This window comes from Streptomyces rishiriensis (genome assembly GCF_030815485.1).
GTDB lineage: Bacteria > Actinomycetota > Actinomycetes > Streptomycetales > Streptomycetaceae > Streptomyces > Streptomyces rishiriensis_A.
The window spans coordinates 207655-225063 of record NZ_JAUSWV010000001.1 but is presented as its reverse complement, the minus strand read 5'-3'; the positions used below and the strand labels follow the sequence as shown (position 1 = coordinate 225063).

General features: G+C 68.4%; 16 protein-coding genes. 7 read left to right on the top strand and 9 right to left on the bottom strand.

Annotated features, from left to right (window positions below; all coding sequences use genetic code 11):
• The first annotated feature begins 55 nt into the window (after nucleotides 1–55).
• A complete protein-coding gene (locus QF030_RS01155; RefSeq protein WP_307160753.1) occupies nucleotides 56–898 on the top strand; it encodes a helix-turn-helix domain-containing protein in 843 nt (280 codons plus the stop codon).
• Between the two features lie 52 nt (nucleotides 899–950).
• Nucleotides 951–2963 carry an ATP-binding protein gene (locus QF030_RS01150; RefSeq protein ID WP_307160752.1) on the top strand — a complete coding sequence of 671 codons (2013 nt, stop codon included), beginning with the start codon at nucleotides 951–953 and terminating at the stop codon, nucleotides 2961–2963.
• 32 nt (nucleotides 2964–2995) lie between these two features.
• On the opposite strand, the gene QF030_RS01145 is transcribed toward QF030_RS01150, so the two are convergent.
• Together QF030_RS01145 and QF030_RS01140 are read right to left on the bottom strand one after the other, a co-directional pair.
• Nucleotides 2996–3853 (bottom strand): helix-turn-helix domain-containing protein, encoded by an 858-nt coding sequence (locus QF030_RS01145; protein WP_307160751.1) that lies wholly within the window; start codon nucleotides 3851–3853, stop codon nucleotides 2996–2998.
• Between the two features lie 247 nt (nucleotides 3854–4100).
• Nucleotides 4101–4988: a helix-turn-helix transcriptional regulator gene (locus QF030_RS01140; protein WP_307160750.1), complete on the bottom strand. Its 888-nt coding sequence runs from the start codon at nucleotides 4986–4988 to the stop codon at nucleotides 4101–4103.
• A gap of 672 nt (nucleotides 4989–5660) precedes the next feature.
• On the opposite strand from QF030_RS01140, the gene QF030_RS01135 reads away from it, so the two are divergent.
• From QF030_RS01135 to QF030_RS01120, 4 genes are all read left to right on the top strand, one after another.
• A complete protein-coding gene (locus QF030_RS01135; protein ID WP_307160749.1) occupies nucleotides 5661–7133 on the top strand; it encodes an aldehyde dehydrogenase family protein in 1473 nt (490 codons plus the stop codon).
• Between the two features lie 125 nt (nucleotides 7134–7258).
• Nucleotides 7259–7669: a nitroreductase family deazaflavin-dependent oxidoreductase gene (locus QF030_RS01130; RefSeq protein ID WP_307160748.1), complete on the top strand. Its 411-nt coding sequence runs from the start codon at nucleotides 7259–7261 to the stop codon at nucleotides 7667–7669.
• Nucleotides 7670–7781: 112 nt separating this feature from the next.
• Nucleotides 7782–8822: an NAD(P)-dependent alcohol dehydrogenase gene (locus QF030_RS01125; RefSeq protein WP_307160747.1), complete on the top strand. Its 1041-nt coding sequence runs from the start codon at nucleotides 7782–7784 to the stop codon at nucleotides 8820–8822.
• A 112-nt stretch (nucleotides 8823–8934) separates the two neighbouring features.
• Nucleotides 8935–9522, top strand: a complete 588-nt coding sequence (locus tag QF030_RS01120; protein WP_307160746.1) for a TetR/AcrR family transcriptional regulator — start codon at nucleotides 8935–8937, stop codon at nucleotides 9520–9522.
• Nucleotides 9523–9609: 87 nt separating this feature from the next.
• Here QF030_RS01120 and QF030_RS01115 read toward each other — a convergent pair whose 3' ends face one another.
• Both QF030_RS01115 and QF030_RS01110 read right to left on the bottom strand, forming a co-directional pair.
• Entirely contained in the window at nucleotides 9610–11124 is a 1515-nt protein-coding gene (locus QF030_RS01115) for a sodium:solute symporter family protein (RefSeq protein ID WP_307160745.1), read from the bottom strand.
• Entirely contained in the window at nucleotides 11121–11366 is a 246-nt protein-coding gene (locus QF030_RS01110) for a hypothetical protein (RefSeq protein ID WP_307160744.1), read from the bottom strand. Before QF030_RS01110 ends, QF030_RS01115 begins: the two co-directional genes overlap by 4 nt.
• A 162-nt stretch (nucleotides 11367–11528) precedes the next feature.
• On the opposite strand from QF030_RS01110, the gene QF030_RS01105 reads away from it, so the two are divergent.
• Nucleotides 11529–12572, top strand: coding sequence for a LacI family DNA-binding transcriptional regulator (locus tag QF030_RS01105; RefSeq protein ID WP_307160743.1), 1044 nt, complete (start codon nucleotides 11529–11531; stop codon nucleotides 12570–12572).
• A 287-nt stretch (nucleotides 12573–12859) separates the two neighbouring features.
• Here the strand turns inward: QF030_RS01105 and QF030_RS01100 are convergent, their stop codons facing one another.
• The 5 genes from QF030_RS01100 to QF030_RS01080 all read right to left on the bottom strand — a co-directional run bounded on the left by QF030_RS01100 (nucleotide 12860) and on the right by QF030_RS01080 (nucleotide 17379).
• Nucleotides 12860–13879 (bottom strand): ABC transporter, encoded by a 1020-nt coding sequence (locus QF030_RS01100; RefSeq protein WP_307160742.1) that lies wholly within the window; start codon nucleotides 13877–13879, stop codon nucleotides 12860–12862.
• Nucleotides 13876–14850: an ABC transporter ATP-binding protein gene (locus QF030_RS01095; RefSeq protein WP_373428710.1), complete on the bottom strand. Its 975-nt coding sequence runs from the start codon at nucleotides 14848–14850 to the stop codon at nucleotides 13876–13878. The genes QF030_RS01100 and QF030_RS01095 overlap by 4 nt, the downstream gene beginning before the upstream one ends.
• Nucleotides 14843–15271 carry a GntR family transcriptional regulator gene (locus tag QF030_RS01090; RefSeq protein ID WP_307160740.1) on the bottom strand — a complete coding sequence of 143 codons (429 nt, stop codon included), beginning with the start codon at nucleotides 15269–15271 and terminating at the stop codon, nucleotides 14843–14845. Before QF030_RS01090 ends, QF030_RS01095 begins: the two co-directional genes overlap by 8 nt.
• Before the next feature lie 271 nt (nucleotides 15272–15542).
• On the bottom strand, nucleotides 15543–16184 hold the full coding sequence (locus QF030_RS01085) for a class I SAM-dependent methyltransferase (RefSeq protein ID WP_307160739.1): 642 nt from the start codon (nucleotides 16182–16184) through the stop codon (nucleotides 15543–15545).
• A gap of 274 nt (nucleotides 16185–16458) precedes the next feature.
• Nucleotides 16459–17379, bottom strand: coding sequence for a hypothetical protein (locus QF030_RS01080; RefSeq protein ID WP_307160738.1), 921 nt, complete (start codon nucleotides 17377–17379; stop codon nucleotides 16459–16461).
• Nucleotides 17380–17409 lie beyond the last annotated feature (30 nt).

Genomic DNA, 17409 nt, shown 5'->3' with positions numbered 1-17409 from the left:
GCAGTGCCCGCTCGCAGTCCGCAGCCCAAACACTCCACGTCCCAAGGGGTAGTCCATGACTGCAGCCGAGCTCGGCCAGTTCCTCACCGCCCGCCGCCATCAGACCAATCCCGCAAGCCTGGGGCTGCCCGCCGGCGCCCGCCGACGAGTGACCGGCCTGCGCCGGGCCGAGGTCGCCCACCTCGCCGACATCTCCGTGGACTACTACACGCGCATCGAGCAGGGCCGCAGTGGATCCCCGACTCCCGCAGTGCTGGACGCTCTGGCCCAGGCCATGAGCCTGGGCACCCAGGAACGGATGTTCCTTTTCAACCTGGCCGGCCACATGGCACCGGCGCGTCACACGCCAGTCAGCATTCACCCGGCAGTCGACGATCTCCTGCACCGCCTGCACCACACACCGGCCATGATCCTGAGCGACCTGCACGAAGTGCTGGCCCGCAATGAACTGGCCGAGGAACTGCTGGGAGAACTGCCTGCAGGCACCGGCAGCGCGTGCACCCTGTCCTACCGGTGGTTCACCGACCCCGCTGCCCGGGCCCGCGTCATCGACGAGGACCGGGACTACTACGCGCGCACCTACGTGGCCGACCTGCGCCGTGCCGCCGCGACCCGCCGTGGGGACCCGGCCGTCGCCGACCTCGTGGCGAGGCTGCGAAACGCCAGCCCGTGCTTCGCGCGGCTGTGGCAGGCCCACGAGATATCCGTGCCCGCCCGCCCGGTGCGCCTGATGCACCCGGACGCGGGCGTGGTCGGCGTGGTCTTCCGTCACTTCACCGTCACCGGCGCGGGACAGCGTCTGGTATGGATCACCGCCGCTCACGACCAGACCCAGCCGCCGCTGCCTCCCCGGAGCGTTACGGCAGCGCGCCGAAGCGCTGCCCCGGCCTTCGCCTGACTCCTGACCTGCCGCCTGCCAGAGCACAGAACGACGAAGGACATCTACCGCTATGAACGTCCATGGCCCCGCACTCGGTGTCCAGCTCGCCGCGGAGCGTCGACACACCTTCGTCGGCCGGGCGGAACAGCTGGCAGCCTTCGAGGCCATGCTGGCCTCGAACGACAGCGGACCGTGCGTGCTGTACCTGCACGGGCCGGGAGGCCTGGGCAAAACCACGCTGCTGCACATGATCGCCGAACAGGCCCGCACGGCGGGATGCCATGTCCTGCGGTTCGACGGCCGCGCCCTGGCTGTCTCGCCTGCCTCGCTCACCGACGCCGTCGGCAATCAGCCTCCGGGAGAACGCCTGGTGCTGATGCTCGATACGTTCGAACAGTGCCAGGGACTGGAGCGCTGGCTGTACGAAACCGTCCTGCCGACGCTGCCTTCCGGCACCATCACCGTGGTCGCCGGACGCCGTCCGCCCAGTCCCGCCTGGCGCGTGGACGGCGCATGGTCGACCGCGCTGCGGGTGATGCGCCTGACGGACCTGCCGAGGACGGATGCCGAGGAGCTCCTGGTCCGGCGCCGCCTGCCGGCCAAGACACGCGACGACATCCTCGCGTTCGCCGGCGGCAACCCGCTCGCTCTCGCCCTGGCCGCCTCTGTCGCCTCCGGCGCCAACGCACTTCCACAGCGCTGGCAGCCGGGAGCCGACATCGTGCACAGCCTCCTGGACCAGCTCATCGGTGACATGCCCTCCGACGAGCACCGGCGCGCCCTGGAAGTCTGCGCCCACGCACGCACGACCACCGAGGAACTGCTGAGGGTCGTCCTGCCCGCCGATGCCGGCAGACTCTTTCGCTGGCTAAGGGAACTGCCCTTCGTGGAACCGGCTCCCCAGGGACTGTTCCCGCACGACATCGTGCGTCATCTGCTGGACACCGACCTGCGCTGGCGTGACCCGGGAACCTACCGCGCCCTCAACCAGAGCCTGCGCTCCCACCTGCTGGGCCAGGTCCGCACAGCGCCGGCGCACAGCGTCATGGACCGCACCCTGGAATACAGCTACCTCCAGCACCGCAGTGGAGAAGACGTCTCCGAATACCTGGGCTGGGACGATCCCGGCGGGATCTTCGAAGACACCCTGCGGCACACCGACCGCGCCGCGCTGCTGGACCTGACGGCCAGCCAGGCCGGCAGGCACAGCGCGCAGATCGCCGAGTTCTGGATGGACAACCAGCCTCAGGGGTTCCGTGTGTACCGCAACCCGCACGACAACAGCCCCCGCGCCTACATCTGCTGGCTGCAGCTCACCGCCCCGGAAGCCGGCCACCTGACGGCCGACCCGGTCGTTGCCGCGGCCTGGCAGCACACCTCCTCCATCCCCGCGGGCCGTCACCTGGGGATGATGCGGTTCATCATCGCCGGACCCGAGGCCTACAGCCCCCGCTCTCCGGTCATGGGCCTGATCTCGGTGAGGCATACAGCCGAGCTGCTGCATGCCTCCGGCATGACGCACTCGTTCCTCGCCTTCGAGGACACCGAGTACTGGGGGCCGGTCGCTGCCTACACCCAGCACCATCCGGCAGGTACCGCGCAGGTGGGGGACCGCACCCATACGCTGTGGGCCCACGACTGGACCAAGATGCCGCTGGACAGGTGGCTGGACAAGCTCGACCGCCAGGCGCTGCCCGAGGACAAACCGGCGTCCGAACAGCTGGAACCCGGAATGCCCCTCAGCAGGGCAGAGTTCGACCAGGCCGTACGCGAGGCCGTCAAGTACTTCCAGGAACCGGCCAAGCTCGCCGTCAACCCGCTGCTGAGGAACGCGGTCCGCACCCGGCCTGGAGTTACCGCACTCGACGCGCTGCGCGAGGCGGTCGAGGAAGGCGTCGACGCATTGCTGGCCGAGCCCTCCACCGCCGGATACCACCGCGTTGTGGCGGCCGCCTACTTCCAGGGCCCCACGACCCAGCCGGAAGCGGCCGCCCGTCTCGGGATGGCGTTCAGCACCTACCGCAGGCACCTCAATCACGCACTCAGCCGGATCAGCGACCATCTGTACGACACGCTGGGCTGACCGCATGCCCCCTCAGGCGCCTGTGGTCAGCCTCAGGGCTGCGAGGGGGGCATGGACTGTATTCCCATCACCTCGAGCAGAGCCAGCTGGTCCGCAGCGACGCTGCCCGGTGCTGCGGTGAACCACACCAGCCACTGCCGCATCCGGGGAGTGAGCATGCAGGAACAGCTCAAAGTGATCGGCCCCAGCGAGGGATGAGCGAACTCCACGCTTGTCAGGCCGGCCTGCTCTAAGCGTCCGGCTGCCGACCACAGGCGCGCAAACTCAGGACTCGCCGCGGCCAGCCGGGCAACGGCACCGGCAGCGGGGCCCTCGGCCGGCCAGGAACTCTGAGCCCTGCGGACCATGGCGGCCAGGAACTGTGCCACTGCCTCGTGGCCGGCCTGTGCGAATCTGCCGCGGAAGGCGGGGTCGGTGAAGAAGCGTTCCACGATTCCGCCCCGGGCACCGCGGCCGGAGACGAGATCTCCCAGGAGAGCCATTGCCAGCTCGTTCTGTACAAGGACCTCGCCCGCCTCATCAAACACCAGGGCAGGCCACGCGCTCATGCGGTCCATCAAGAAAAGCACTCCCGGCTGCACATGCTGCAGTCCCCCGCCACCGGGCAGTGGATGCCCCGCCAGATCGAACAACTCGGCGCGCTGAGCCCATTCCAGGCGCAGCGCTCGGGAAAGACCCGCCAGAGTGGCCGCCGACGGACGCGCGCCGCGTCCTTGTTCCAGGCTGCTGTAGTAGTCCCGGGAAATGCCCGCCAGCCGAGCCACCTCGTCACGCCGCAGTCCGCTCACGCGCCGGCGGTCAGGCCCCGCCTTCAGCGGGAAACCCAGGGCGTCGGGCGGGATCCTCTCCCGGTGCGCCTTGAGGATTTCTCCCAGCTGTCGAAGATTCATGGTGCGAGTCTGGCGTGCTGCCCGGGGCGCAACCAGGGGCGCTTCGCACCCCCCACAGGCATGGTCCGTGCCACGTCCGGCGCAGCCCAGTGCGAGGCCACGACGTCGTGAAGCGTGGTGCCTGCGGCGGCCGCCCACTGCCCGATCCCCGCCCGTGGGCGGGATGGCCGCCCTGTCGCACCGCGTGGCACGTGAGCCACGCACGCCTTCGGGCGGTCCGTGAAAGGGCGGCCGGCCGGAACCTGCCTCAGGATGCCTGCACCGCCGCAACCGTGGATACGGGCTCAGCAGGGGCCGGCGTCTTCTGCCAGACCTCGTACGGGTCCAGCTCGGCGATCCGCTGGGAGACCGTACTGTCCACCGGAGCCATCCACATCAGGCGCTGCGCGGCGTCCGCGGTGAAGAAGCTGTTCCACTGCACCTCCACCACCCCCAGCACCGGATTCACGATCCTCTTGCGGCCCTCGTGACAGATCGCTATCTGATGGTCCGCCCACAACGTGGCGAACTCCCTGCTCTCCACCAACAGCGCCTTGACCACCGCCTGGACAGCCTGGTCGTGCGGGCCGCGTCGGGCAGCAGCCGTACGCAGGTCGGCCACCATGCGCCGGGAGTGGAAAACGTGATCGTCCTGTGGGTACACGTGGCGGACACCAGTGTTCGTGAACCACTGGTAGACGAAGCTGGCGCCTCGGCCGCTGCGCACTCGATGCGGACCGACCAGGACCTGGCAGGCGCGATTTTGCATGACGACTTCGTACAGATCGGTGATCACCAGGGCGGGAGTGTCCTGCAACTGTTCCAGCAGATGCTGCAGCGTGGACTGCATGCGCAGCGTGTCACCGCCCAGCGGTGCCGGATGGCCGGCCAGGTGCATCAGGTACTCGGTCTCCGTGGCGTCCAGGCGCAGGGCTACTGCAAGAGCCTTGAGTACAGCCACCGAGGGGCCCTGGCGGCGCCCCTGCTCCAATTCGATGTAGTAGTCGACGGAGATGTCGGCAAGCCGTGCCACCTCGTCCCTGCGCAGTCCCGGTACCCGCCGGCGTGACCCTGGTGGCAGTCCTGCCTCCTGGGGCGAAACGCGTGCCCGCCTGGTTTTCAAGAACGCCCCGAGTTCGGTGAAGTCCGTGGCCATGCCCTCCCCTTTGCTTCTCAGCGGCCCCTGCCCACGTCGGTTTGATCCGGCCGTGATGGGCAAGAGGGCCTCCTCAGCCGTGGGCCGTGTTCTGCTGCCCACCGGTGCATAGGACGGCACTGTCCGCCGCGCAGCACCAGTCTCCTGGATCAAGCGTGAGCGCGGGAAGGTCCAGCGTGCTCACCAGATGCTCAACGCGTGCTCACCTCGCTCGCCACAAGACCGGTTCTGCGGACTTCGGGCGCGCACCGGACGCGTTCGCCACGCGCGGCCCCGCCCTCGTGTCATGGCTCCGGTGCCTCACTCGATAGGCGCTGGGGCCGGCGTACCGGCTGCGGGCTGCAAGCCCGCACGCCAGCGGCTCGCAGTACGTGTGGGCACAGCGCGTTGCAGAAGGGCTCCCGGGGGCACGGCGTGTCGGCTCCCCGCGATCTGCATCCCGGCAGGGGAGACCCGCGGCATCTCGCACTCCCCATGCTGGAAGGCATCGCCGCAGCTCAGCGCACTTAAGGCCGCCGCCGTCCTGCACGACGAAATCGTATGGCGGCTCGACCAGACAGAGAAAACAAACTAGTTCGTTTGACCTTGGAGTCAGCGAGGAGTACGTTTCTCAACACGTAAACAAACCAGTTTGTTTTCCTGGCTGTGGAGGTCTCTGTGTCTGTTCCGCTCATGCTTGCTTCGTCCGAACGCCCCTCGCCGGCCTTCCTGACGGGTGCGCCGAAGCAGCTTCTGATTGACGGTCAGTGGGTTCCGGCCCGCTCCGGTCAGACCATCGATACGATCGACCCGACGACCGAAGAGGTGCTGGCTTCCACCGCCGCTGCTGGCGCCGAGGACGTCGACCTCGCCGTTGCGGCTGCCCGCAGGGCGTTCGAGGACCCCTCCTGGGCAGCGATCACCCCTTACCGGCGCAGCCAGATCCTGCTGCAGATCGCTGACGTGATGGAGGACCACGCCGAGGAACTCGCCACGCTGGAATCCCTCGACATGGGCGCCCCGCTGTACCTGAGCCGCTGGTTCGTCTCGCACTCTGTCGAGGTCATCCGGCACTACGCGGGCTGGCCCACCAAGATCTACGGGCAGACTGCGCCCTCGGAGCCGGGCCAGTTCCACTACACCCTGCGTCAGCCGCTGGGCGTCGTCGCAGGCATCACGGCCTGGAACGGTCCGCTGCTCCAGGCGGCCTGGAAGATCGGGCCGGCCCTGGCTACCGGGAACACCGTGGTCCTCAAGCCCGCGCAGCAGTCACCGCTGACCGCCCTGCGTCTGGGCGAACTCCTGCAGAGGACCGACCTGCCCGCAGGCGTGGTCAACGTCATCACCGGCAGCGGGCGTATCGCCGGCGAGGCGATCATCAACCACCCCGGCATCGACAAGGTCACCTTCACCGGCTCCACCAGTGTCGGCAAGCACATCCTGGAAGCCTCCACCAGCAATCTCAAGCGCGTCACGCTCGAGCTCGGCGGCAAGTCCCCGGACATCATCTTCGCCGACGCCGACCTCAAGGCCGCCGCCGGTGCCGCCGCCGGCTTCTGCGCCGGCACCGGCCAGGGCTGTGTCGCGGGAACCCGCATCTTCGTCGAGGAGTCCGTGCGCGAGGAGTTCGGCCGGCTGCTGGCCGGAGAGCTCGCCACGTACACCATGGGCGACCCCTTCCACCCGGACACCCGTATGGGCCCGCTGGCCTCCCGGAGCCACTTCGAAACCGTCACCTCCTATTTCGACATCGCCCGGGGCGAAGGCGCCCGCCTGCGCCAGGGCGGCGAACTCACCGACAACCCCGGCCTGTTCGTCCCCCCGACCGTCATCGACGACGTCACCAACGACATGCGCGTCGCCCAGGAAGAGATCTTCGGCCCCGTCGCCACACTGATGTCGTTCACCGACGAGGCCGAACTGCTGCGGCTGGCCAACGACACCGACTACGGCCTCGCCTCCGCCGTGTGGACCTCCGACCTCAGCCGTGCCCACCGCGTCGCCGCCGGCCTCCAAGCAGGCACCGTGTGGATCAACACCTACGGGCAGATGACTGCCGGCACCGTCCCCTTCGGCGGCTTCAAGCAGTCCGGCATCGGGCGCGAGCACGGCACCGACGTCCTGGACTCCTTCACCGAGACCAAGACCGTCATGATCCAGCTCTGATCCAGCCTCCCGCGTCAACGCGCCAAGACAACCGTTGCAGCCGACGCACCGCACCGGTGCGCGGCCGCGACGGCCCCAGCGGCGGGCCTGCGCGAATGACCCGCCCGTGAATAAAGGAGAACGTTATGGATGAGGCCGTACGCCGGGCGCTGGCGATCACTCCCGCGTCGCCCGCCCGAGACCGGACCATCGACATCACCACCACCGGCGCCAAGACCGGAAAAGCACGGCGGATCGAAATCTGGTTCTACCGGGCCGACGGCAAGATCTACCTCAGCGGCCTGCCGTCCCGCCCCAGCTGGTACGCCAACATCTTGGCCAACCCCCGCCTCACCTTCCACCTCAAGCACGGCATCCGGGCCGATCTGCCCGCCACCGCCGTCCCGATCACCGACGACAGCGAGCGTCGACGGATCTTCACCCAGTTCGTCGCCGACCTCAACCAGCCCCACAACCCGGGCCGCATCGCCCAGCCCACCCGTGTGGAGGACTGGATGGCCGGCAGCCGCCTCGCCGAAATCGTCTTCGACGACTGAAATCCCGTCACCAGCCGGTGCTCGACGCGGCGCGCGCCGTGACGGCGCCGCCCCGCACGCCTCGCTGGGGACCACCTCTGCGCTCCCGCACTTCGTAGATAAGGAATTCACCATGAGGAATGTCAGCGGCTGGGCCGCACACCACCAGGGCGGCCCGCTGGCCCCGTGGGACTTCACCCGCCGCGACCTGCTCCCCGACGATGTCGCCGTACGCGTCGAGTACTGCGGAGTCTGCGCCAGCGACATCTCCGCCATCCGCCACGGCAACGCCTTCCCCCTCGTGCCGGGCCATGAGATGACAGGCGAGATCACCGCTGTCGGCAGCGCAGTCACCAGGTTCGAGGTGGGCGACAAGGTAGCCGTGGGCAACATCATCGACTCCTGCGGAACTTGTCCGCCCTGCCTCAAGGGCCGTGAGAACTGGTGCCTGCGGTTCCCGACCCTGACCTACGGGAACACCGACCCGAAGGACGGCCAGATGACTCGTGGCGGCTACTCCTCGGAGTACGTCCTGCCCGCGAAGTTCACCTACCACCTGCCCGAGGGCCTGGACCCGGCCGGTGTCGCACCCCTGATGTGTGCCGGAATAACCACCTACGCGCCCATGAAGCGGTGGGGTGTCGGCCCGGGCAAGACAGTCGGCATCGTCGGGATGGGCGGGCTCGGCCACATCGCCCTCAAGTTTGCCCACGCGCTCGGCGCCGAGGTCGTGCAGTTCACCAGGACCATGGACAAGGCCGACGAAGCCCGCGCACTGGGCGCCGACGACGTGGTGCTCTCCACGGACGAGAAGCAGATGGCCGCCCAGGCCGGCCGTTTCGACTTCATCCTCGACACCGTCGGCGCACCGCACTCCGTCGAGCCGTACATGACCGCGCTCGCCATGGACGGAACGCTCTGCGTGGTCGGCATCCCCGAGAGCGCCATCGAGGTGCAACCGCTCAGCCTCATCCAGGGCGCCAAGACCATCGCCGGCGCCGGCAGCGGCGGCACCCTCGAAACCCAGGAGATGCTCGACTTCTGCGCCGAATATGGCATCACCGCAGAGATCGAGGTCCTGCCTTCTCACCAGGTCAACGAAGCACTGGCACGACTGGCCCGCAACGACGTCCGGTACCGCTTCGTCCTCGACATGAGCACCCCCGCAAGCTGAGCCCCATACGAGCTCCGCACCCTCCGGCCGTCCTGGCCCTCCCCGGCAGAGGGAGACCGGAGGCGGCCGGACCCCATCGGTATAAACGAACTGGTTTGTTTAGGATGGTGTCATGAAGACGGGCCAGATCACCAGCGCAGGCGAGGCGTCGCGTCGGCGTCTGCTCGACGCGGCGACAGTCGAGTTCGCCGCCTACGGCATCGCCGGCGCACGCATCGACCGGATCTCCGCCAACGCCAACGTCAACAAGGCGCAGATCTACAAGTACTACCGCAGCAAGGACGAACTCTTCGACGCCGTCTTCGCCGAACACCTGGACATGATCGTCGAGACCGTTCCGGTCACCGGCGACGACCTGCCTGGCTACGCCGTCCGTCTCTACGACTCCTACCTCGTGCGCCCCGAACTCGTCCGCTTGGCCACGTGGGCCCGTCTGGAACGCACACCGGCCGGAGACCTCTACCACTTCATGCCCGGACACGACAGCGAGAAGCTCCAGTCGATCGCCGACGCCCAGGCGAAAGGCATCGTCAACCCCACCATCGCGCCGGCCGAGGTGCTCGCCCTCGTCACCGCCATGTCGATGACATGGTCGCCCGCAAGCCCCATGCACACCGCCCACAAAGACGAGCCCGAGGCCGCTCACGACACCCGCCGCAACGCCCTCTCACTCACCGTTCAACGAGCCTTCGCACCCTGACGGCTCTGCACGTTCGGCGACCGGACAGTGGCCGATGAGGGTGCGGAGTACGCCGGCACAGGGAAGCAGGCCGCTGCGCGTCCCTGATCATGAGCGGTCCGTCTCCAGAGCCGCCCCGACAAGCCCGGCGGGCTGAGACTTTGCGGCACGGGCCGCGAACAGCGTCCTCAGCCGGGCCGCTTCCTCGTCCCTGTGGGGAAGGAGGAAGGCGGCCAACAGATAGACCATGGTGTTGACCACCAGCCCGGCCACACCGGAAGTCAGACCTGCCAGCCATGGAACGGACGTGGGGTACGCCAGTTGCAGGGCTGCCGCGGTGCCAAAGCCGGCGACCATGCCGCCCAGGGCACCGGCCGCGTTGCCGCGTCGCCATGCCATGCCGAGGTACAGGGCCGGTGCCAGCTGGCAGATGCCCTGGTAGGACACGATGGCCAGACTGGCCAGGCCTGTCGTGGTGTCCAGCGTGAGAGCGGCGGTTGCGGAAGCCAGCAGGGTCAGGACAAGCACACAGGCCTTCGCCGCCCGGACTTGAGCGGACGGGTCGCGGTGGCCCGGCAGAAGGTTCTGGCTGACCTGCACGCCGAGGGCCTGGAAATTGGAGTCGACGTTGCCCATCGTCGCCGCGAGAACGACCACGCAGGCCAAGGCCAGGACGAACGGTCCGCCGCGCGAGGCGATCAGAAAGAAGACCTCGGCGGGGGCCTGGGCGACTGCGGGCAGCGAGCCGCCCAGCATGGCCAGCAGCGACAGAGCCACGGCGAACGCCAGAAGCCAGGGAGTCGCCTGGACGGCCGACTTCTTGATGACCTGCACGCTGCGTGCGGTGAACAGCCGCACGAACATGTCGGGCCAGCACCAGCTGCCCAGCGCACCCGTCAGGATCAGCGACATGAGATACAGCGCTCCCTCCGGGCTTCCCGGCCCCGGAAGGAGGAAATGGCTGGACGGCAGCGCGTCCAGGCCGTGGCCACCGCGTATCAGGGAGACGATCAGGCCGCAGACCAGCACCCCACCGAGCCCGTAGGCGAAGATGCCCTGGTAGACGTCGCTCACCACGATGCCGCGCATGCCCATCCGTACCGTCCACGCCTGGCGCAGCAGCAGGAAGACGATACCGATCACGACAGCCTGGCGCGGCGAGAGATGTCCGAAGGACAGGTAGGAGAACACCAGCCCGAGCGACTGCATGCCCAGGACGATCCATGGGAACGACGCAACCACTCCGATGAGCGCAGCGACCACGCGGACCGCCGCAGAGCCGTACCTCATGCCGAGCAGATCCGCCTGCGTGCGCAGTTCCCACCGTTTTCCCCAGGCGTGGACGGTATGCGCCATGAGATACATCAGCACCAGGGTCAGCAGGCTGTAAGGCACCCAGTAGAAGCCGATGACACCTGCCGAGGCTGCCATCCCTGCGAACGTGATGAAGACCGTGCCCGGTATCCAGGTGTTGAGGAACGACATGGTCTGGTACCAAGCGCCGAAGGAACGGCTTGCCAGCGTGTACTCGTCCAGATCGGCAGCCCTTCTGCTGCGCTCCAGGACCGCGGCGAGCCCGGCGACGAAGACGGCCAGCACGCCGCCTCCCACAAGAACGTTCACATCGACTCCCACCGGTCACGGCCGCAGCGGGCGCCGAGGAGGTAAAGGGCTGGGATCGAGGCGGCAACCAGCGCGCTGCCGCCTATCACGTAGATGAGTGCGGCTGCCGGCCCGTCAACGTTCCAATACAGCGGGGGAAAGAGGGTGATGACCGAGTCGGTCGCCACCAGTAGGCCGCACAGTACGCGGTACCGGAACAGGCTGGGCAAGTGGGCGGCCGCCCTGCCCGTTGGAACAGTCATGCTGAGATGTCCTTTGCAGGGCGGTTCGGCACAATGCGGACCGGCAGGTTAGGTGAAGAATGGGGCCGCAAGTGGCCGGAACGTTCCGGCATCAGTAATCTAAGGGTGGCCGGAACGTTCCGGCAAGTGTTTGCAGATTTTGCCCTTCGAGTGGAGCTGCATATGAACGAGCCGGTGTCCCCAGCCCGCTCGGCCACGATCGTCGATGTCGCCCGGCGTGCCAATGTCTCCAAGACCACCGCTTCGGATGCGTTGTCGGGGTCGGGGCGGGTGTCGGAGGGGACCCGCCGACGCATCGTGGAGGCGGCCGGGGAGCTGGGGTACGTGCCCAATGCCGCCGCCCGTCATCTGCGCAGCGCCCGCACCGGCACCATCGCTCTGCACATCCCGCAGCGTGCGATGGGCCTGACCTTCTACATGGAGTTCGCCTTCGCCGCGGCCCGCCGGGCCCAGGACCACGGCCTGGACCTCACCCTCCTCGCGCCCGGCGACCGCACCACCGGCACCCCCCAGATCCGCGCCGACGGCATCATCCTCATCGACCCCATGCCCACCGACCCCGTCGCCACCGCCCTCGCCCGCGTATCTCTGCCACTGGTCTGCGTCGGCCAGTTCCAGACAACGGGCTCCACGCCGGCGGGGTTGTTGCATGCTGATCACGGTGCCGCGATGCGGGAGCTGATGGACCACCTCGCCCGGGCCGGCGCCACCGCCCCCGCCTTCATCGGCACCGACGACGACTTCCAGTCCGACTGGGCCGTCCTCATCCGCCGCACCTATGAGGACTGGTGCCACCAGCACGACATCACCCCCCACATCGGCGCCGTCGCCACCGACGCCCCCACCGCCGCCACCAGCACCCTCGTCACCGACATGCTCACCCGCCGGCCCGACACCGACGCACTCATCTGCGGACCCGACGGCACCGCCCAGATCGCCCACCACACCCTGCAAAACCTCGGCCGCACCATCGGCCGCGACATCCTCCTCGCCGCCTGCGTCGACTCCCCCGCCCTCACCCTGTGCACACCCCCCGTCACCGCCATCAACCTCCGCCCCCAGCCCTACGGCCACCAAGCCGTCGAACTCCTCACCGACCTCCTCACCGGCACCGCCCAAGCCCCCACCGAACGCCACCACCCCATCGAACTCATCACCCGCACATCCACCGAGACGATGCCGCCCATGACGCCCCAGGACTGCTGACAGCTATCACCCCACATGGCTGTTCGGGCGGCCGTAGGACCGCCCGAACAACGGGAACAGCGAGGCTGACCTCTGGCTCACCGGCCGGCGGGGCTTCTTGCGGACGGCGTGCACACCGCCCTCCCGCCGGCGACAGGCGGCCCTACCTCGTGACCCGTAGCGCGCAGGCGTCGCGCGCTGCACGCCACGGCAAAGTCAGTGGCACTCGAGCCCGTCCCTACCTGTCTCCGCGGCGATCGCGGAAACCGGGCAGTGGAAGACGGCCAGGCGGGACGGGCCTGCGGACGTCAGACAAGCCGCTTGCGGCCCCACAGGAAAATGAACATCGCGATGGCGGCCGTCAGGACGAACAGGATCGAGGCGCCCAGCCACTGCATGCTGCTCATCTGCGAGATCGGCAGGTAGTCCACCGACCAGCCCACGATGTCGGCCTTCTTCACGCATGCGTCGGCGGCCTTCTCGGACGCCTCATGCGCGCAGGTACTCCAAGGGAGGGTCTGACCTGAACCTGTGATGTACGACTGGTCGACCTGGTACGCGGCATGGGGAGTAGCCGGGAACGCGTCCGCTCCGATGCCCTTGCCCGTGGTCACCGTGACGACCTGTCCGAGATCGAGCCGGAAGTAGGCCCACGCGCCCTGCACGGCCACTGCGAAGCCGCAGGTGACCACCATGGCGAGCAAGGTCCGGCGCACGAGCATGCCGATCGCCACGCCGCCCGCGACCGTGAACAGCGTGAGCGCGATGGGCACGGGGCCGCTGTTGTCGAATGCGGCGCCGCTACTCCACTCCAGAACGTTGACCTCTTTCCTCACGGGCTTCCACCACCAGCCGAAGGCGACGGAGAGCGCCGCCGTACACACAACGACCACCAGTGCGGTGATCCCGAGCTTGGTGGCCAGCCAGCGGACGCGGCTGACGGACTGGGAGGCGACAAGTTTGGCGGTGCCGTTTTCCAGGTCGCCCGCGAGCAGCGGAGCGCCGAGGAAGACGCCGAGGAGGACGGGGACGAAGCCCAGACCGAAGGTGACCTTGTCGATTGCTTCGGCGTACGGGTCGATTCCGTCGAGCCACTGTTCGGGTGCCGTGCGAGGCCAGCCGTGAGCGGTCAGGTGGTCTATCAGGCCGGTGCGCTGGTGGGCGATCCACGCTACCGAGATGGCGGTGGCAGCGAAAAGGGTCCAGTAAGCAGCCCTGTGCTGACGCCAGATGAGCCACGTTACGCCGCTGAGTCGAGGGCCACGGGCAGCTGACTGCGGGGATCCAGTCGCTTTGTCGGGTCCGGCAACGTTGGTCATGATGTTCATGCCGCCACCGCGTCCGAACCGCCGAAACCGTAGGGCTTGCCCGGGGCATGGGCTTCAGGGCTGATCAGAGGTGGTGCATCGGGGGATCGCAGGTAGGCGAGCAAGAGTTCTTCCAGAGTCGGGGTGTCAGCCTGCCACTGGCCGGTGACCGGGCCGTCGGGGCGTATGAGCGCGGTGGCCTGACGTCCGCTGGTGCGGTATTCGACCATCGTGTGGCCCGCGAGCTCCGCCGGGATCCGTGGCTCACCGTCGTTGCTCCGTGCGCCCTGCAACAGGACGTGAGCGCTGCGCAGTTCGTCCACATCGCCAGCCATGCGCAGGCCGCCCGAGGAGATGACCAGAAGGAAGTCGCAGACGTTCTCCAGCTCGGTGAGCATATGGGAGGACATCAGCACAGTGGTGCCGCGTTCGGCGGCCTCGGCCAATAGCGTGCCCATGAGCTCGTGACGCACCAGAGGGTCGAGATCGGACATCGGCTCGTCGAGCAGCAACAGGTCGGGGCGCTTGCCGAAAGCAAGAGCGAAAGCGACCCGGGTGCGCTGTCCTCCGGAGAGCGTCCCGATTTTCGCGTTTATCGGCACATTGCCCGACCGGACGATGTTCTCGGCCGCTCGCTGGTCCCAGCCGGGGTTCAGCTCGCGGCCCAGACGCAGTGTCTCGGCCACGGTGAAGCGGCGAAACAGTGGCTTCTCCTGAGCGAGGAACGCGGTACGCCGTCCGGCCTCAGCGGACTCCGGTGCCATGCCGAACACCTTGAGCGTGCCGTCCGTCGGCTTCAGCAGATTGGCGGTGATCGCCAGCAACGTGGTCTTGCCCGCCCCATTGGGACCTACCAGACCGCATATCCGCCCGGCCGGCAGCCGGAACGAGCAATCCCGCAGGGCCCACCCCCGCCGGTACTCCATGCCCACTCGGTACGCCTCAATCGCCGACTCCTGCGCCGGGCCCGCGGCGTCCATGGAGCTAGTCATTTTTTCCCCTCGATGTTTCCGCTGTTCGCGCGGCAGCCGTGGTCCCGGCATACCGCTCCTCCAAAACCGAGGCGACCAGTGCGGCGACGTCCTCCCGCTCCAAGCCCGCCTCGTGTGCCCGCTCCATCCACGTCTCCAGATCTCCGCGCAGCGGGGAGTCCGCGGCCGCTTGTGGCCGGGCCAGTGACTGCAGCACGAAGGTCCCTAGCCCAGGCCGAGGTTCCACCAGCCCTTCACGTTCCAGCTCCCGGTACGCCTTGAGCGTGGTGTTCGGGTTGACCGCGGAGAATTCGGCGACCTCCTTGGCAGTAGGCAGCCGGTCCCCCGGCACCAGAACGCCCAACCGCAGAGCGTCCTTGGTCTGCTGAACGATCTGCTGGTACGCGGGAACCGCGCTTCGCCTGTCGATACGGAACTGCACGACTCACCACCAATTAGCTACTACATTAGTGAAATCATGAAGGCCTGCCAGAGACCTGTCAAACGCGGCCGTGGCCCTACACTCCAGCGGCCTCGGGCCTTGACGACGTGTAGGGCCGCGACCGGACGGCGAGGCCCCTGAGGACCGGTGGCCGAGGCCGCCAGTAGCCAGGGAGGCCGATGAAGAAGCGGCCGAGGCGGAGCAGCACGCGCACCACCACCGGCGGCACGCCCACTGAGCACCAGCGCACAGGCGAGCTGCGCCCGCCCGGTCAGTGGGTGCGTCGCAGGACGGCCCAGCTTCCCCAGCCCGCGGCGGCATCGGTGGCGTGCCACTGGCCGGGCAGGGCTGCGGCGACGTCGTCCGCCGGGAGGTACAGCGGTCCGTCCTGGCCGAGTTGGTTGATCCACAGCAGCACGCCGTCCGGAGCCAGGACACGGGCGGTCTCGGCGGGGAAGAGAAGCATGTCGATGGCGGCGACGGCGGCGATTGACGCGTCGGGCAAGGGCAGGCTGCTGGCATCGGCGTGGACGCGGGCCGGGGAGCGTCCGGCGGCCTGGCGGAGCATCTGCTCGGACAGATCCAAGCTGATCACGGCTGGGAAGGCGGAGGCCAGGAGCGCGCTGAACTGGCCTGTTCCGGAGCCGACTTCCAGGCAGGGGCCGTAGGGCAGGGGCCCGCCGCGGGTGAGGGCATCGCGCAGCGGTTCGTCGCGGCCGGTGGCTTGGGTGGTGTCCCAGCCAGCGGCGAGCTGGTCGAACAGGCCGCCGAGAAAGTGGGCTTCCGCGGCGGTCCACTGGCGCCGACCGGCAGCCAGATCACGGGCGAAGGAACGGAACGCCCGTGCTGTGTCGTCGGGCGGCAGCGGTTTGCCGTCCGGGCTGGGCAGGACCAGCGGCAGCGTAAGGCTCATGAGTCAGTGGTACCTCCGCGCGGCACCCGCAGTGATCGGCCTGCGGATGGAAACCGGACTCCACCCCCGGGTGGAGTCGCAGCTGTCAACGGTGGCCATCGTGATCCTGGTGCTCCTGTGTCTGACCACAGGGCGCAACATGTTCATTTTCGCCGCTCCGGGAAGCCTTCCGAGAGGAGCACGGCCTGGGACGCACCGATGCCTCGCACCTGGGCGGTGCCGCGTGGCGGGCGGGCGCGGGGCGCCGCCGGGTAGGCGGCGCCCCGCAGGGGGTTCAGCCGACGTTCAACGTCAGCGCGGCGGTGTGGAGCTTGCCGCCGGTCTGGAACTGCAGGAACAGCCGCCAGTTCCCGGACGTGGGCAGTTCGGCGTGGAAGGACAGGTCGGGGCCGCCGTGGTCGCCGTTGACCTTCGTGGTGGGGTGCAGGTGGGCGAAGGCGGTGTCGCCTTCGTGGAAGGCGGTGAGGTGGGCGTAGGTGTCCAGGTAGGGCTGGAGGTCGGTGACGGGCTTGCCGTCCTTGGTGACGGTGACGGTCAGCGGGTGTGCCATTCCGGCCATCGGCTCGCCCTTGAGGGTGACGGTGTATCCGTCGATGTCGACGGAGGTGGCTGCTGCCGGCAGCGGGGTCTTCGTCGCCGTGCCGGGGACGGTGACGGTGCGGCTGAGGACGAAGTCGTTGCCCTTGCCGGATCCGCTGTCGGGGTTGAAGGAGGCGAACATGCGCCACGAGCCGGGAGCGAGGGCGGCCAGGTCGGCGGTCCAGGCTCCGTCGGCGGCCATGGCCGGGTGAATGTGCTGGAAGCCGGTCAGGTCCGAGCGGATGGCGTAAAAGTGCATGCGCTTGGTCTGGTCGACGGCGAAGCCGGTGACGGGCTTGCCGTCCGGTACGGTCACCGCGAACCGGTAGGCGGCCTGCTTGCCCGCGGGGAGGGTGGCGTCCTGGCTGGTGAGGCGGTAGCCGTCCTTGGTGTCGGACAGGCCGTTGCCCTTGGCCATGTGATCCATGCCAGGCATGTCGCCCGTCGACGGTGAGGTGCTCGCCGAGGCGGACGTGGACGGCTTGGCGCCGTGGTCCATGCCCGGCATCGAGGAGTCGTCTGAGGAACCGCAGGCGGCCAGGGTCAGCGCGAGCGCGGCCGCGGTGCCGGCCGCCGCGAGGGCACGACGGCGGACGGTGGGACGAGAAGTGAACATGAAGGTGGTCTTTCCGGGTGGGCGCACCAC

Coding starts and splice junctions, on each gene's coding strand:
- QF030_RS01135 (WP_307160749.1), top strand. CDS start 5,661: ATGCTTGCTTCGTCCGAACGCCCCTCGCCGGCCTTCCTGACGGGTGCG.
- QF030_RS01110 (WP_307160744.1), bottom strand. CDS start 11,366: ATGACTGTTCCAACGGGCAGGGCGGCCGCCCACTTGCCCAGCCTGTTC.
- QF030_RS01100 (WP_307160742.1), bottom strand. CDS start 13,879: ATGAACATCATGACCAACGTTGCCGGACCCGACAAAGCGACTGGATCC.
- QF030_RS01125 (WP_307160747.1), top strand. CDS start 7,782: ATGAGGAATGTCAGCGGCTGGGCCGCACACCACCAGGGCGGCCCGCTG.
- QF030_RS01085 (WP_307160739.1), bottom strand. CDS start 16,184: ATGAGCCTTACGCTGCCGCTGGTCCTGCCCAGCCCGGACGGCAAACCG.
- QF030_RS01080 (WP_307160738.1), bottom strand. CDS start 17,379: ATGTTCACTTCTCGTCCCACCGTCCGCCGTCGTGCCCTCGCGGCGGCC.
- QF030_RS01120 (WP_307160746.1), top strand. CDS start 8,935: ATGAAGACGGGCCAGATCACCAGCGCAGGCGAGGCGTCGCGTCGGCGT.
- QF030_RS01095 (WP_373428710.1), bottom strand. CDS start 14,850: ATGACTAGCTCCATGGACGCCGCGGGCCCGGCGCAGGAGTCGGCGATT.
- QF030_RS01105 (WP_307160743.1), top strand. CDS start 11,529: ATGAACGAGCCGGTGTCCCCAGCCCGCTCGGCCACGATCGTCGATGTC.
- QF030_RS01140 (WP_307160750.1), bottom strand. CDS start 4,988: ATGGCCACGGACTTCACCGAACTCGGGGCGTTCTTGAAAACCAGGCGG.
- QF030_RS01145 (WP_307160751.1), bottom strand. CDS start 3,853: ATGAATCTTCGACAGCTGGGAGAAATCCTCAAGGCGCACCGGGAGAGG.
- QF030_RS01155 (WP_307160753.1), top strand. CDS start 56: ATGACTGCAGCCGAGCTCGGCCAGTTCCTCACCGCCCGCCGCCATCAG.
- QF030_RS01130 (WP_307160748.1), top strand. CDS start 7,259: ATGGATGAGGCCGTACGCCGGGCGCTGGCGATCACTCCCGCGTCGCCC.
- QF030_RS01150 (WP_307160752.1), top strand. CDS start 951: ATGAACGTCCATGGCCCCGCACTCGGTGTCCAGCTCGCCGCGGAGCGT.